The following is a 14,227-nucleotide window of genomic DNA, read 5'->3' as shown; positions in this document are numbered from 1 at the left end:
CAAGCCGATGGCCGAACCCTATTACATCACCACTGCGATCTCGTACCCCAACGGTCGCCCGCATATCGGGCATGCCTACGAGGCGATCGCCGCCGATGCGATCGCGCGCTACCACCGCCAGGCGGGGCGCGACGTGCGGTTTCAGACCGGCACCGACGAGCATGGGTTGAAGATGGTCCAGACAGCGCGCGAACGCGGCGTCGAGACGCGCGCATTGGCCGACGAGATGTCTGGTTATTTCAAAACGATGGCTGACCGTCTTAACGTGTCATATGATCGCTTCATTCGCACCGTCGATCCCGACCACCACATTGCCAGCCAGACGATCTGGCGGGCAATGGCGGACGCCGGCGATATGTATCTCGATCGCTACGAAGGCTGGTATTCGGTCCGCGACGAGGCCTTCTACGACGAGAAGGAATTGGTTCCGGGCGAGGGGGGCGAAAAGCTTTCGCCACAGGGTACGCCGGTCGAATGGACCGCCGAGGAAACGTGGTTCTTCCGCCTGAGCAAATACCAGCAGCCCTTGCTCGATTTCTATGCGGCGAACCCCGATTTCATCCAGCCCGAGGCGCGGCGCAACGAAGTGCTGCGCTTCGTCGAGGGTGGGCTCAACGACCTGTCGGTGTCGCGCACCAGCTTCGACTGGGGGGTGAAGGTGCCGGGCAGCGAGGGGCACGTCATGTACGTGTGGCTCGACGCGCTGACCAATTACCTGACCGGAATCGGCTATCCCGACCTCACCGGCCCGCTCGGCAAATACTGGCCGGTCGACCTGCATTTGATCGGCAAGGATATCGTGCGATTCCATGCCATTTACTGGCCGGCTTTCCTGATGAGCGCGAAGATTGCGCTGCCCAAACAGGTGTTCGGCCACGGTTTCCTTCTCAACCGCGGCGAGAAGATGTCGAAGTCGGTCGGCAACGTGACGGATCCGATCGAGCTCGCCGACCGCTTCGGGGTCGATCCCTTGCGCTATTTCCTGCTGCGCGAAGTGTCGTTCGGCCAGGACGGCAGCTATTCCGAGGAAGCGATCGTCACGCGGTGCAACGCGGATCTCGCGAACAATCTCGGCAACCTCGCGCAACGCTGCCTGTCGATCATCGCCAAGAATTGCGACGGCAAGGTCCCGGCGGCGGGCGAAGCCACGGCCGCCGAGGAAGCCTTGGTCGAGAGCGTCAAAGCGGCCGAGGTCGAGATGCACGCGGCGATGGGCGAGCTCGCGATCCACAATGCGCTTGAGGCAATCTGGGCGGCGGCGCGCGATGCCAACCAGTATTTCGCCGACCAGGCGCCGTGGAGCGTGCGCAAGACCTATCCGGGGCGTGCCGACACGATCCTCTATTACGCGGCCGAGGCAGTGCGGCGCATCGCGATCATGGCGCGCTGGACAATCCCGGAGAGCGCGGACAAATTGCTCGATCTGCTCGGTCAGGGGACGGAGGCGCGCAATTTCGACGCGCTGACGCGGCCGATCTCCAGCGGTACCGCGCTTCCGGCACCGAGCGGCGTATTTCCGCGGTTGGAAATGGCCGCGGCATGAAGCTCGCCGACAGCCATTGCCACCTCAACTACAAAGGCTTGGCCGAGCAGCAAGCCGACGTGCTGGCGCGCGCGCGTGGTGCCGGCGTGGTGGCGATGCTCAACATCTCGACTCGCGAGCGCGAATGGGACGACGTGATCGCGGTCGCCGAAGCGCAGCCCGACGTCTGGGCAACGATCGGCATCCATCCGCACGAGGCCGACCAGCACCCCGACGTCGACACCGCCAAGCTGGTCGAGCGCGCGGCACACCGCCGCGTCGTTGGGATCGGCGAGTCCGGGCTCGATTATTACTACGACCATTCCGACCGCGAGCGGCAGCGGGCGAGCTTTCGCGTGCACTTGGCCGCTTGTCGAGAAACCGGCCTGCCGATCGTCGTCCACACGCGCGACGCCGAGGAGGACACGATCGAGATTCTAGCCGACGAAATGGGGAAGGGGGCGTTTCCCGGCGTCATCCATTGCTTCACCGCGAGCGGAGTATTTGCAGACAAGGCGCTGGAACTGGGGCTTTATATCTCGATCTCGGGCATCGTGACGTTCAAGAATGCCAAGGATCTGCAGGCGACTGCCGCGCGCTTGCCGCTCGACCGGCTGCTGATCGAGACCGACGCTCCCTTCCTCGCCCCCGTCCCCCACCGCGGCAGGGCCGGCGAGCCGGCGTTCGTCGCCGATACCTGTCGGTTCCTGGCCGATCTGCGGGGCGATGACGCGGAAGAGCTGGCCGATGCGACACGCGCCAATTTCCACAAACTGTTCGGCAAGACTGCCGCATGAAGGTGCGTATCCTCGGCTGCGGGACGTCGTCGGGGGTGCCGCGGATCGGCAATGAATGGGGCGCGTGCGATCCATCCGACCCGCGCAACCGGCGCACGCGCGCGTCGATCCTGGTCGAGACGGCGACGACGCGGATCCTGGTCGATACCGGGCCCGACGTGCGCGAACAGCTGCTCGCTGCCGATGTGGGCAGCGTGAACGCGGTGATCTGGACGCACGACCACGCCGATCACACGCACGGCATCGACGACCTGAGACAGCTTTATCATGCGATGCGCGCGCCGGTGCGCGGTCTGGCCAGGCCGGCGACGGCGAGGATCCTGCAGAGGCGCTTCGACTATGTGTTCGCCGGCATGGACGGTTATCCGCCGACCGCGACGCTCGAGCTTCTGCCCGACGCGCTGACGATTGGGGACATTGCGATCAGCGTCGTGGATCAGCCGCACGCCAACATCGTCTCGGCCGGATTGCGGTTCGAAGCCGAGGGCGGTGCAATCGGATATGCAACCGATTTCAACATGATGACCGATGATATGCGTGCGCTATATCAGAATGTGGACGTCTGGATCGTCGATGTCCTGCGGCGCCATCCGCACCCCAGCCATCCGCACCTCGCACAAGCGCTGCCATGGATCGCCGAGCTCGCGCCGCACCGAACCGCGCTGACGCATCTCGACCAGTCGATGGATTACGCTAGCTTGCTCGCCGAGCTGCCGCCCGGTGTGGTGCCGGGACATGACGGCCTGGAATTCGAGGTGGGCGGATGAGCAACCAGACCGGCAACGGCATCTATTACGCGTTGCTCCTCATCCTGCCGCTGTCCGCGCTGTTCGCGCGGCGGATGCCGCTTGGCCGAGTCGCGGTGATGGCGCTGGCCTGGGTCGGCATCATCGCGACCGGTCTGGTGACCGTGGCGTTGGTCAACCGCAACGCATGGCTGGTCTCGGGCGCGCACGAACTGTTTTACGGGCGCGATCAATCCGTCGCCGGCAATGAAACGCGCATTCAGATGGCGGAAGACGGTCATTTCTACGCACGAGCGATGATCAACGGGGTCGAGCGACGCATGCTGGTGGACAGCGGCGCGACCACCACGGCGCTGTCGGACGGGACGGCAGCCGCCGCAAAGCTCGAGGTCGACACATCGCTGCCCGAAGTGATCGACACCGCGAACGGCATGGTAAAGGCATACCCGGCACGCGTTGCGACGCTTCGCGTCGGCGGCATCACCGCGAGCGACCTTGGCGTCGTGGTTGCGCCTGAGTTCGGCGAAACCGACGTGTTGGGGATGAACTTCCTGTCGAAACTCAAATCGTGGCGGGTGGAGGGGCGCATGCTCGTCCTCACGCCGCAACCGACATGAGCTTTACATAATGTATATTATCACTCTTGGATATGCGAGATGAGCGAGCCTTCCAAGGACCCCCCTGCCGATATCGAGCGCTTGGTGGCGATCATGGCACGGCTGCGCGATCCGGAAAGCGGTTGCGAATGGGACACCGCTCAGACCTTCGGGACCATCGCGCCGTACACGATCGAGGAAGCCTATGAGGTCGCCGACGCGTGCCAGCGTCACGACATGGCTGACCTCAAGGACGAACTTGGCGATTTGTTGCTCCAGGTCGTGTTCCACAGTCGCATCGCCGAGGAAGCCGGCGACTTCGCGCTGGCAGACGTCGTCGCGGCGATCTGCGACAAGATGGAGCGCCGCCATCCGCACATCTTCGGCGGCGGGGCCCAAGGCGGTCATCACCTGTGGGAACAAATCAAGGCCGAAGAGCGGGGTGCCAAGGGCCATGAGAGCGCGGTCGACGGCGTGGCGATCGCGCTCCCCGCCTTGCTCCGGGCAGAGAAACTTCAGAAGCGTGCCGCGCGTACCGGCTTCGACTGGCCCGACACCAGCGGCCCGCGCGCCAAGGTGGACGAAGAGATCGCCGAGATCGAAGCCGCGACGACCGACGCTGAGCGTGAGGAAGAGATTGGCGACCTGCTTTTTGCGGTGGTGAATTGGGCGCGCAAATTGGAGGTGGACGCGGAGGCGGCGCTGCGTGGGGCGAGCGCAAAATTCGAGCGGCGCTTCAAGGGGATGGAAGCTGCGGCCGGACAGACGTTTCCTACACTTGATCTTGAGGCACAGGAGGCGCTTTGGCAGCGCGTGAAGGGCGATGCAGATCCGATGCGGCCGACTTGTTCGGCCGCGGATTGACCATCGGGAGCGTCTGCTGACCTATCCGCGCATGTCCAGCACCCCGGAACCAGCGACATCCCCGCTGATCATCTCGGGCTCCGCGCGTAGCGACGGAAACACCGCGCAGGCTGTCCGCCACCTATGCGAGATGCTGGGCGACCGCGCGACCTATGTAGACTTGGCAACGCAGCGGATCGATTCCTTCCGTTATGGGCATGCCCACACGGGGGACGACTTCCGTTCGTTGATTTCACTGATGTTGCGCCATCGCGACATCGTGTTTGCCACGCCGGTCTATTGGTACGCCATGAGCGGTGTCTTGAAGACATTTTTCGATCGTCTCACCGACCTGTTTGCCGATGAGGAGAGCCGACGCATTGGCCGGGAATTGGCCGGCCGCGACCTATGGGTGCTGGCGACCGGCGCCGACGAGAGCTTGCCGCCTGGCTTTGAACAGCCCTTTGCTCGCACCGCGGCCTATTTTGGCATGCGATGGCGTCGCGCCGTTTATCTCCGAGCTGTCGACGGCGCTTCTCTCAGCGCAAGCGAGCTCCTGGGTGTTGAACAACTCGCCGTCGAGCTGCTGGATAATGCATAAGTTAGACGCGCCTCGTCTCAAACCGCTCGTGATCCCGCGCAGCCATCCGGACGTCGTAGATCGCCGAATCCCCCTCGACCTGTTGCGATAGAACCTCCCCATGCTGATGCAGCCACGCCGCGCCTGCGCCGTCGGCCGCGTCGAGCGTGATCGTGAAGCGGCGGTGGCTCGCGGTCAGCTTGGCGGCGACCTGCCGGATCAGATCGTCCACCCCTTCCCCACTCATCGCCGAGATCGCAACGACATCGTCGCGGCGCTCGGCTTCGGCCAAAGCTCCCTCCCGCGAGTCGCCGCCGAGGAGGTCGATCTTGTTCCATGCCTCGAACCGCGGGGTCGTGTCGGACACGCCGATCTCGCTCAGCACCGCTTCGACATCGGCGCGCTGCGCTTCGCTGTCGGGGTGCGCAATGTCACGGACGTGGATGAGAAGGTCGGCCGATACGACTTCCTCGAGCGTCGCCTTGAAGGCGGCGACCAGCTGCGTCGGCAGATCGGACACGAATCCCACCGTGTCGGACAGGATCGCCTTGTCGATGCCAGGCAAGGAGATCTGCCGCAACGTCGGGTCGAGCGTCGCGAACAGCAAATCTTCCGCCATGACGTCAGCACCGGTCAGGCGATTGAAAAGCGTGGACTTTCCAGCGTTGGTATAGCCGACCAGCGCGATCACCGGCCAAGGCGCACGCTGGCGCCGGTCGCGATGTAGTCCGCGCGTGCGGCTGACCTGGCCGAGTTCCTTGCGCAACCGCGCCATGCGGTCGCGGATCAAGCGCCGATCCGCCTCGATCTGCGTTTCGCCGGGGCCGCCGAGGAAGCCGAAGCCGCCGCGCTGGCGCTCGAGGTGAGTCCAGCTGCGCACCAACCGCCCGGACTGGTAATCGAGGTGCGCGAGCTCGACTTGCAACCGCCCTTCCGCGGTCGCCGCGCGTTCCCCGAAGATTTCGAGAATCAGCCCGGTGCGATCGATTACCTTGGCCTCGAGCGCAGTCTCAAGGTTGCGCTGCTGCACGGGAGTCAGCGCGGCGTCGAACACGACCAGCCCCGCCTCCTCCATACGCACCTGCGCGGCGAGCTGCTCGACCTGTCCCGATCCGATCAGCGTCGCCGGCTTGGGGGCCCGTACGCGGAACGCGATCTTTTCGACCACCTCCACGCCGATCGCCATGGCAAGCCCCGCCGTTTCCGCGAGCCGGGCATCGGCATCGCGGCTCGCATTACCCTGGTCGGGCAAGACCACGATCGCCCTCGCCCCACGGGCGAAGTCGTCGCGATCGCGTTCAAATCCTGTCGTCAATCTTCTATCGAATCGCTTGAATCTTCAGCCAAATTTAGCGGACGTGCCGGCTGGATCGTGGAGACGGCGTGCTTGTAGACCAACTGCGCCATGCCTTCGCGCTCCAGCAGCATGCAGAACAGATCGAACGACGCAATGTGTCCCTGAAGCATCACGCCATTAACGAGAAACATCGTCACGCTGTCGTCGGATTTACGCACTGCGTTGAGGAATATCTCCTGCAACAACGGCTGCTTCTTTTGCGCTTCGCCCACGGCATCGACGATCGCGGCGATGTCGATCGGGTTCGACGGCATGATCGTCGAGATGGCGTGCTTGTAGATCAGCTGGCTCTGGCCGTCGCGGCGCAGCAGCACGCTGAAATTGTCGAACCAGGTGACGATCCCCTGGAGCTTGACGCCCTTGACGAGGAACATCGTCACCGGAGTCTTCGCCTTGCGCAACGCGTTGAGGAACAGGTCCTGGAGCGAGGTCTGCTTGTCGGCCATTATCGGTCCTTGGTCTTGGCGGGACGTACCCCGCGCGGCGCCGGTTTCCGGCGTCCGAAACGCTCGCCCATCCGGCGCGCGCGTCCGCAATGTATGGTGGCGCAGCCGCCGCGTCTAGCGATGCAAGTCAGTCTTCGCGGCTGTCGGTGATGCCGAGCAGCTTGAGCTTTCTGTGCAGCGCCGACCGCTCCATGCCGATGAAGGTCGCAGTGCGCGAGATATTGCCCGAAAAACGCCGGATCTGGACCCGTAGATACTCGCGCTCGAACGTCTCGCGTGCCTCGCGCAAGGGCGCGCCCATCATCGCCGAAGCCCCGGCCGCATCGCCGTTGCCGCCGAGCACTTCGGCGGGCAACAGGTCGACGTCGATCCGCCCGATGCGGTCGCCCGGCGCGAGGATGATCGTACGCTCGACCACGTTCCTGAGCTGGCGGACGTTGCCGGGCCATTCATAGCTCTGCAGCGCCACCATGGCGTCGTTGGCGACCTCGGGCGTCGGCACGCGGCGCTCCGAGGCGTAATGCGCGACGAAATGCTCGACGAGCGCCGGAATGTCCTCACGGCGGTCGGTGAGCGGCGGAATCGGGACGGGAACGACGTTGAGCCGGTAGTACAGATCCTCGCGGAACCTTCCCTCGGCGATCTCGGCGGTCAAGTCGCGCGCGGTCGCGGAGACGACGCGGACGTCGACCTTGACGATGCGTTGCCCGCCCACGCGCGTGAACGCCTGATCGGTCAGCACGCGCAGGATGCGGCCTTGCGTCGCGATCGGCATGTCGGCGATCTCGTCGAGGAACAACGTTCCGCCATGCGCCTGTTCGAGCAGGCCGGGACGAACCAAGTCGCCATGCTCCTCGATCCCGAACAACTCCTCCTCGACTCGCTCAGGAGTCATCCGCGCAGCGCTGACGATGATGAACGGCCCCTGCGCGCGCTGGCTCCAGCTGTGGAGCAATCGCGCGGCGACTTCCTTGCCGACGCCGGCGGCGCCCATGATCAGCACGCGGCTGCCGGTCCCTGCGACTCGCTTGAGCGTCGCGCGCACCGTGTTGATCGCGGCGGAATTGCCCGTGAGATCGGTATCGCGGCCGACCGAGGCGCGCAGCGATGCCACTTCCTGGCGCAATTGCTCGGTCTCCGTGGCGCGCGCCACCATCAGCAGCAACCGGTCGGCGTTGAACGGCTTTTCGATGAAGTCGACCGCGCCACGGCGGATCGCGGCGACCGCGGTATCGATATTGCCGTGACCGGAAATCACCAGCACCGGGATCGAGGGATCGCGCCGCTTGATCTCGTCGAGCAGATCGAGCCCGTCGAGCCGCGAGCCCTGCAGCCAGACATCGAGCAGCACGAGGCTCGGGCGGCGCGTGGCGATCGCGTCGAGCGCGGCGTCGCTGTCGCCCGCGGCGCGAGTCTCATACCCTTCGTCCTGGAGGACGCCGGCGACGAGTTCGCGAATATCCTGCTCGTCGTCGACGACGAGGATGTCGAGGCTCATGGTTTGCGTCCGGTTCGAGTGAGGATGGCGAGGCCGCCATCGCCTGGGTTGCTGTCGTTCGCGACGTCGGCGTCGTCGAGCATCGACTCGAGGGCGGCGGTGTCGAACACTATGGTGACGATCGTCCCGCCGCCCGGGCGGTCGCCGAACGCGATCGTGCCGCAATGTTCCTCGATGATCTTCTTGACGATCGCGAGCCCGAGCCCCGTGCCGCGCGAGCGCGTGGTCATGTACGGCTCGACGATGCGGTCGCGCTCGACCGGCAGGCCGATCCCATCATCGGCGATTTCGACGGTCAAATGGTAAGCATCGGGCGTTTCGCGGCGAAGCGTAACGTTGATCTCGCCAGCCAAGCCCTCGCCGCGCGCCTCGATCGCCTCGACCGCGTTCTTGACGACGTTGGTCATCGCCTGGCCGATCTGGCGGCGATCGCAAATCAGCGGCACTGCGTCGGGCGCGTGGAGCGCGAAGCGGATCGCCGGATGTGCGACCTCGTGCAGGAACAGCGCCTGGCGCGACAGGTCGATCAGCGACTCCTGATGGAATACCGGCTTGGGCATCCGCGCGAACGACGAGAATTCGTCGACCATCCGCCGCAGGTCCCCCACCTGGCGCACGATCGTGTCGGTCAACTGCGCGAACACGCCGTCTTTCTCGTCGATCGTCTTGCCGTAACGCCGCTGGAGCCGCTCGGCAGCGAGCTGGATCGGGGTCAGCGGGTTCTTGATTTCGTGGGCGATCCGCCGCGCGACATCGGACCAGGCGGCGCGGCGCTGGTCGAGCAGTTGTTGCGTGATATCGTCGAACGTCAGCACGCGACCGTCCTCATCGGCAGTCAGCCGCACGGCGAGCGTCCGCGACTCGCCGCCGGCGGTCAGCTGCACGACGGCTTCGCGCACGTCGCCCGACAGCAAATCAGCCAGTTCGGGCGCTATGTTCGACAGCGGCGCACCAACGGCCTTGGGCTCGTCAATCTTGAGCAATTCGGCGGCCGATGCGTTGATAAGGCGGATCGCGCCGTCTCCCGACACCGAAACGACCCCTGCGCTGACCCCCGACATCACCGCCTCGATAAGCGCGCGGCGGCTTTCGAGCGCGCCGGTCTGCTCCTCGAGCCGGCCCGTCATCGTGTTGAACGCGTTGGCTAGCATTCCGACCTCGTCGTCGGTGCGCGGATCGGGCACGCGCGCGCTCAGGTCGCCCTCGGCAACTCGTCGCGCCGCGGCGACCATTTCACCGACCGGGCGGACCAAGCGGTCTGCCACGACCAAAGCGATCCATACCGCGATCCCGACGATCAGCAGGGCAACGACGAACAAGGCGGCGTTGAACTGAAGCTGGAGTGCGCGGGCGCGTGCCTGAAGAGCTTTAAAGTCGGAAAATACGCGCTGCATCTGCTTCGCCTGTCTATCAATGAGCGAAGCATCGTTGATCACACCGGCGTAAAGAAAAATTCCTTTACTACCAGGAATCATTGTTAGAATTTTAATTCGGTTATTGCTTACGGTAACGATACTGCTCTCCCCTTTCAAAAGGGATGACAGCGCGATCGGATCGATTTGACGAGCAACATCTCCGTGAGGATCAAACCTAGCGATAAACTCCGCAATACTCCCATTCTTTATTGAGAAAATTGCTCCTTCATTAAGATTACGGTAGTAAAGTTGATTTCCGACATACTGCGGAAGCGACATGCCAAATTCTGAATCTCGCTCCTTCAGTAGAACGGCAGAATCGGATGTCTTCTTTAAATCGCCAAAATGGCTGGCAATATCGCCGGCCGCAGTTACAACTTCTCTATTCCAACGCGTCAGCGTGGCTTCGTATGATTCTTGTGCAAGGGTAGTAGCATTCTGAAGCAGTCCGCTGACGCGGCCAGACAACCAAAACTGGACACCGTACTGGAACATCACTGCCGCAAAGAGCACCGCCAGCACCGTTGGAACCGTCGCGATGACCGAAAACAGCGCGACAAGCCGTACGTGGAGGCTGCCTTGGCTTCCCCCGCTTGACGTGATAGCGCGCCGTCTCGCGATGCGCCGGCCAAACAACATGATTAGCGCGACGCAAGGGGCGAGGTTGACGATCAACAGCAATGCCACGAGTGGTGGCGTCAGCAGCCGCTGCGGTGCGGAGCCGCCGCGCACGACGAAGTAGCTACCCACCGCCACCGCCACCGCGAGCGCCAGCACCCCAAGCTCGATCGCTGGGGTGATCCGCAGGCGCCGATCCCCGATACGCGGGGGATCGGCAGGGGACGCGTCACCACTCATCGTTGCAGGATTACAACGCCACCGTGGCGAAGAAAACACATAATATAGGACAACTGCCCCGGCTCAGCCCCCGTCCGCCGCACCGTCGATCGGAATCCCCAAGGTGTCGAGCCGCTTCCGGAGCGTATTGCGGTTGATCCCCATCGCTCGCGCCGCCCGCAGCTGGTTGCCGTCATGACGCGCCAGCATCGCCTCGATCAGCGGGCGCTCCACCTCGGCGATGATGCGTTGGTAAAGCGTTCCATCATCGATCGTGCGCGGATCCTCGCGTGCCAGCCGCTCGATCCGCGAGCGCACGGCGACGTCGAGGCTCACGTCGCCAGTCCCGGACGTGGAGGTCGGCGCACCGAGCATGATGCTCAACTCGGCCGCGCCGATCACTTCGTCGCGGCTGAGCACCGCGAGGCGACGCATGATGTTTTCCAGTTCCCGGACGTTGCCCGGCCAATCGTAAGTCCCGAGGGTGCGAACCGCCGCCTCGTCCAGCCGTTTGCGCGGCAAGCCATCGGCAGCGGCACCATCGAGGAAGTGGCGCGCGAGCAACGCGATATCCTGGCGCCGTTCGCGCAACGCCGGAAGCGTCACCGGCACGACGTTGAGGCGGTAGAACAGATCCTCGCGAAATTGACCCTTCTCGACCAAGAGATCGAGCTTGTGATTGGTGGCCGCAACGATGCGCACGTCGGCCTTGATCGTTCGCGCCCCGCCGACGGGCGTGAACTCGCCCGATTGCAAGACGCGCAGCAGCCGAGTCTGCGCCTTGATGGGCATGTCCCCGATCTCGTCGAGGAATAGAGTGCCGCCTGCCGCCTGCTCGAATCGGCCTGGGTTGCGGGCTTGGGCGCCGGTGAACGCGCCGCGTTCGTGCCCGAACAGCTCCGCCTCGATCAATTCGCGCGGGATCGCCGCCATGTTGATCGCGACGAACGGTGCGGCGCGACGCGGGCCGAGATCATGGATCGCACGCGCGACGAGTTCCTTGCCCGTCCCAGATTCGCCCGAGATCAGTACAGTCAGGTCATTGGCGATTACCCGCGCGATGATGCGATAGACGTCCTGCATCGCTGGCGAGCGGCCAATCAGCGGCAGCGCATGATCCTCTGGATCGAGCGGCTCCGTTCCCCCCGCCTCCTGCCGCGCCAACGCGCGCTCGACGGCGCGGGCCAAGTCGTCGAGGTCGAATGGCTTGGGCAGATAATCGTATGCACCGACTTCTGTCGCGCGCACCGCAGTCGTCAGCGTATTTTGCGCCGACAGCACGATTACCGGAAGCCGCGGATGTGCCTTGGCCAACGCCGCCACCATCTCGAACCCGTTGCCGTCCGGCAGAACGACATCGCTGATCACGACATCGGGAGTCGCGGCGTGAAGCGCACGGTTGAACTCGGCAAGACTGGCCGTGGTGGTGACGACGTGCCCGGCGCGGCGGAGCGCATGCGCGACAACGGTGCGGATCGCAGAATCGTCGTCGAGCACCAATATGTTGCCCGCGAGGCTCATTCGCCCCTCGCCAGCAGGACGCGGAATACGGTCATTTCGGGCACCCCTTCGCGCGCATATTGGACGACGCCCCCCATATCCCTGACCAGCTTCTCGACCATCGCCAAACCTAGCCCCTGCCCCTCTGGCTTGCCCGACACGAATGGATTGAACAAATGGGGGACGATGTCGGGGGGCGCCCCGGGGCCGTTGTCGATCACGCACAATTCGATCGGCAAGCGGCGGCGGGGCTGACCCTCGCCGGCGTCGACCGCCAGACCGTGGCGATACGCGGTGGTCAAGAGGATGCGCGGCGTCTTGACGTCACACAGCGCTTCCGCGGCATTTTTCAACAGGTTGATCAAGATTTGAAGCAGCGCGTCGTTGTCCACCAGCGCCGGCGGCAGCGACGGGTCGAAACGCTCCTCTATGGTGACATCGCGCGCGAACCCGGCTTGGGCCACGCGACGGACATGGTCGAGCAATGGGTAGATGTTGACGGGCTTGGTCGCCCTCGGACCGCGGTCGGCAAAATCCTGCATGCGGTCGATCAAAGCGGCGATGCGATCGACCTCGGTGGTGATTAGCGAGGTGAGTTCGTCCCCCGCCCCGTCTGCCGCGAGCAATTGCGCGGCGCCGCGGATCCCCGACAACGGGTTCTTGATTTCGTGCGCCAGCATCGCCGCCGCGCCGATCGCCGCGCGCGCGCCGCCATGCTCGGCTGATTGCCCGACTCGACGCGATCCGCTCGACGGGTGCAGCGCGATCGCGCGCCAGCCTCGATGGTCGGCGATCTCCGTCTCGTAATAATCGACGCGCAACCGTCCCGTGCGCTCGGTGCCGATATCGCAATCGAACGCCGACACGGCGCGGCCCTCGCTATCGCCCCCCCCAGGCGGCGGCGTAAGCACGCTCGTCAGCGGCAGCCCGGACATTGCGCGCTCCGACAGATTGAGCAGCGACTCGCACTCGGCATTGGCGGTGGCAACGCGTCCCTCGGGATCAGTCACCAGGATCGCGGTCGGCAAGCCGGCAAACAGCTCCGAAAAGCTTGGCGCGTCGCGCGCCTCAGGCCGCGGCGCGGGTTCGCCAAGGGGCATAGAAGTCCGCCAGCATCGCCTTGACCCGATCCGGGTCGGGCTCCTGATTGACGGTGTTGCGGAACGCTGCCGAGCCATCGAGCCCCTTGGTGTACCAGCCGATATGCTTGCGCATCATGTTGACGCCGACTTCACTGCCGTAATGCGCAAGCATCTCCTCGTAATGACCTGCGATCACGTCATATTGCTCACCGATCGTCGGGTCGTCGATGATGCGTCCGGACGACAGGTGCGCCATCACCTGGTTGAGCAGCCACGGCCGCCCATAGGAGCCGCGCCCGATCATCACCCCGTCGGCGCCCGATTGTTCGAGCGCCGTGTCGGCATCTTCGGGCGAGCAAATGTCGCCATTGACGATCACCGGGATCGTCACCGCGTCCTTCACTGAGCGGACGAAGCGCCAATCAGCCTCGCCCTTGTACATCTGGTTGCGCGTGCGGCCGTGAACCGTGACCATCTTGCAGCCGAGATCCTCGGCGATGCGGGCGAGCTCGGGCGCGTTGAGGCTCGCATGGTCCCACCCCATCCGCATCTTGAGCGTGACCGGCACATTCACCGCGTTGACGCACGCTTCGACGATTGCGGCGGCGAGTTTCAAGTCGCGCATCAATGCCGATCCGGCGTCGCCGCTCGTCACCTTGCGCACCGGACAGCCCATGTTGATGTCGACGATCGCCGCGCCCTTGTCCTCGGCGAGCTTGGCCGCCTCGCCCATCTCCCAGGGCGTGCAGCCGACCAGCTGCATCGACACCGGTTCCTCGATCGCGTCCCACATCGCCTTCTGGATCGACTGACGAGTCTCCCGGATCGCGGCCTGGCTGGCGATCATCTCGGTCACGTTGAGCCCCGAGCCGAAGCGACGCACAAGGCGACGGAACGGCAAATCGCTCACGCCAGTCATCGGCGCGAGGATCACGGGGGTCTCGATCCGTACCGGACCGACCTGGATGGGGTTGAGTTTGCGCATGTGCCTAAAAATCGGGCAGCGCC

13 protein-coding genes are annotated in these 14,227 nt (G+C 64.4%); 6 read left to right on the top strand and 7 right to left on the bottom strand.

All coding sequences use genetic code 11. The features are described from left to right. The first annotated feature begins 7 nt into the window (after positions 1-7). The 6 genes from metG to VH326_RS04345 are packed head-to-tail and all read left to right on the top strand — an operon-like array spanning position 8 to position 5,105. The gene (metG, locus tag VH326_RS04370) at positions 8-1,543 is read left to right on the top strand and encodes a methionine--tRNA ligase (RefSeq protein WP_329630571.1); all 1,536 of its coding nucleotides are present in this window, start codon (positions 8-10) and stop codon (positions 1,541-1,543) included. Next, the gene (locus VH326_RS04365) at positions 1,540-2,319 is read left to right on the top strand and encodes a TatD family hydrolase (RefSeq protein WP_329630570.1); all 780 of its coding nucleotides are present in this window, start codon (positions 1,540-1,542) and stop codon (positions 2,317-2,319) included. The genes metG and VH326_RS04365 overlap by 4 nt, the downstream gene beginning before the upstream one ends. After that, positions 2,316-3,086: an MBL fold metallo-hydrolase gene (locus VH326_RS04360; RefSeq protein WP_329630569.1), complete on the top strand. Its 771-nt coding sequence runs from the start codon at positions 2,316-2,318 to the stop codon at positions 3,084-3,086. The genes VH326_RS04365 and VH326_RS04360 overlap by 4 nt, the downstream gene beginning before the upstream one ends. Continuing rightward, positions 3,083-3,682 carry a retropepsin-like aspartic protease family protein gene (locus tag VH326_RS04355; RefSeq protein ID WP_329630568.1) on the top strand — a complete coding sequence of 200 codons (600 nt, stop codon included), beginning with the start codon at positions 3,083-3,085 and terminating at the stop codon, positions 3,680-3,682. The genes VH326_RS04360 and VH326_RS04355 overlap by 4 nt, the downstream gene beginning before the upstream one ends. Positions 3,683-3,721: 39 nt before the next feature. Beyond that, positions 3,722-4,525 carry a nucleoside triphosphate pyrophosphohydrolase gene (gene mazG, locus VH326_RS04350; protein WP_329630567.1) on the top strand — a complete coding sequence of 268 codons (804 nt, stop codon included), beginning with the start codon at positions 3,722-3,724 and terminating at the stop codon, positions 4,523-4,525. A 31-nt stretch (positions 4,526-4,556) separates the two neighbouring features. Then, complete coding sequence (locus VH326_RS04345) at positions 4,557-5,105, top strand: NAD(P)H-dependent oxidoreductase (RefSeq protein WP_329630566.1); 549 nt, start codon at positions 4,557-4,559, stop codon at positions 5,103-5,105. Between the two features lies 1 nt (position 5,106). Here VH326_RS04345 and hflX read toward each other — a convergent pair whose 3' ends face one another. The 7 genes from hflX to dusB all read right to left on the bottom strand — a co-directional run bounded on the left by hflX (position 5,107) and on the right by dusB (position 14,204). Beyond that, positions 5,107-6,399 carry a GTPase HflX gene (hflX, locus tag VH326_RS04340; protein ID WP_329630565.1) on the bottom strand — a complete coding sequence of 431 codons (1,293 nt, stop codon included), beginning with the start codon at positions 6,397-6,399 and terminating at the stop codon, positions 5,107-5,109. Then, on the bottom strand, positions 6,396-6,977 hold the full coding sequence (hfq, locus tag VH326_RS04335) for an RNA chaperone Hfq (RefSeq protein WP_329630564.1): 582 nt from the start codon (positions 6,975-6,977) through the stop codon (positions 6,396-6,398). Before hfq ends, hflX begins: the two co-directional genes overlap by 4 nt. A 37-nt stretch (positions 6,978-7,014) precedes the next feature. Continuing rightward, positions 7,015-8,385 carry a sigma-54 dependent transcriptional regulator gene (locus VH326_RS04330; protein WP_329630563.1) on the bottom strand — a complete coding sequence of 457 codons (1,371 nt, stop codon included), beginning with the start codon at positions 8,383-8,385 and terminating at the stop codon, positions 7,015-7,017. Further along, positions 8,382-10,658: a sensor histidine kinase NtrY-like gene (locus VH326_RS04325; protein WP_329630562.1), complete on the bottom strand. Its 2,277-nt coding sequence runs from the start codon at positions 10,656-10,658 to the stop codon at positions 8,382-8,384. The genes VH326_RS04330 and VH326_RS04325 overlap by 4 nt, the downstream gene beginning before the upstream one ends. Positions 10,659-10,721: 63 nt before the next feature. Beyond that, complete coding sequence (ntrC, locus tag VH326_RS04320) at positions 10,722-12,158, bottom strand: nitrogen regulation protein NR(I) (RefSeq protein WP_329630561.1); 1,437 nt, start codon at positions 12,156-12,158, stop codon at positions 10,722-10,724. After that, positions 12,155-13,237 (bottom strand): two-component system sensor histidine kinase NtrB, encoded by a 1,083-nt coding sequence (locus tag VH326_RS04315; protein WP_329630560.1) that lies wholly within the window; start codon positions 13,235-13,237, stop codon positions 12,155-12,157. The genes ntrC and VH326_RS04315 overlap by 4 nt, the downstream gene beginning before the upstream one ends. Next, positions 13,206-14,204, bottom strand: coding sequence for a tRNA dihydrouridine synthase DusB (gene dusB / locus VH326_RS04310; RefSeq protein ID WP_329630559.1), 999 nt, complete (start codon positions 14,202-14,204; stop codon positions 13,206-13,208). The genes VH326_RS04315 and dusB overlap by 32 nt, the downstream gene beginning before the upstream one ends. Between the last annotated feature and the right edge of the window lie 23 nt (positions 14,205-14,227).

The organism is Sphingomonas sp. (genome assembly GCF_036269755.1).
Classification (GTDB): Bacteria; Pseudomonadota; Alphaproteobacteria; order Sphingomonadales; family Sphingomonadaceae; genus Sphingomonas.
This window is presented reverse-complemented; position numbering and strand designations above follow the sequence as displayed.

Bases quoted from the DNA above. Each gene is read 5' to 3' on its own strand.
- VH326_RS04325 (WP_329630562.1), bottom strand. From the start codon at position 10,658: ATGAGTGGTGACGCGTCCCCTGCCGATCCCCCGCGTATCGGGGATCGG.
- metG (WP_329630571.1), top strand. From the start codon at position 8: ATGGCCGAACCCTATTACATCACCACTGCGATCTCGTACCCCAACGGT.
- VH326_RS04360 (WP_329630569.1), top strand. From the start codon at position 2,316: ATGAAGGTGCGTATCCTCGGCTGCGGGACGTCGTCGGGGGTGCCGCGG.
- dusB (WP_329630559.1), bottom strand. From the start codon at position 14,204: ATGCGCAAACTCAACCCCATCCAGGTCGGTCCGGTACGGATCGAGACC.
- ntrC (WP_329630561.1), bottom strand. From the start codon at position 12,158: ATGAGCCTCGCGGGCAACATATTGGTGCTCGACGACGATTCTGCGATC.
- VH326_RS04355 (WP_329630568.1), top strand. From the start codon at position 3,083: ATGAGCAACCAGACCGGCAACGGCATCTATTACGCGTTGCTCCTCATC.
- VH326_RS04315 (WP_329630560.1), bottom strand. From the start codon at position 13,237: ATGCCCCTTGGCGAACCCGCGCCGCGGCCTGAGGCGCGCGACGCGCCA.
- mazG (WP_329630567.1), top strand. From the start codon at position 3,722: ATGAGCGAGCCTTCCAAGGACCCCCCTGCCGATATCGAGCGCTTGGTG.
- VH326_RS04345 (WP_329630566.1), top strand. From the start codon at position 4,557: ATGTCCAGCACCCCGGAACCAGCGACATCCCCGCTGATCATCTCGGGC.
- VH326_RS04365 (WP_329630570.1), top strand. From the start codon at position 1,540: ATGAAGCTCGCCGACAGCCATTGCCACCTCAACTACAAAGGCTTGGCC.
- VH326_RS04330 (WP_329630563.1), bottom strand. From the start codon at position 8,385: ATGAGCCTCGACATCCTCGTCGTCGACGACGAGCAGGATATTCGCGAA.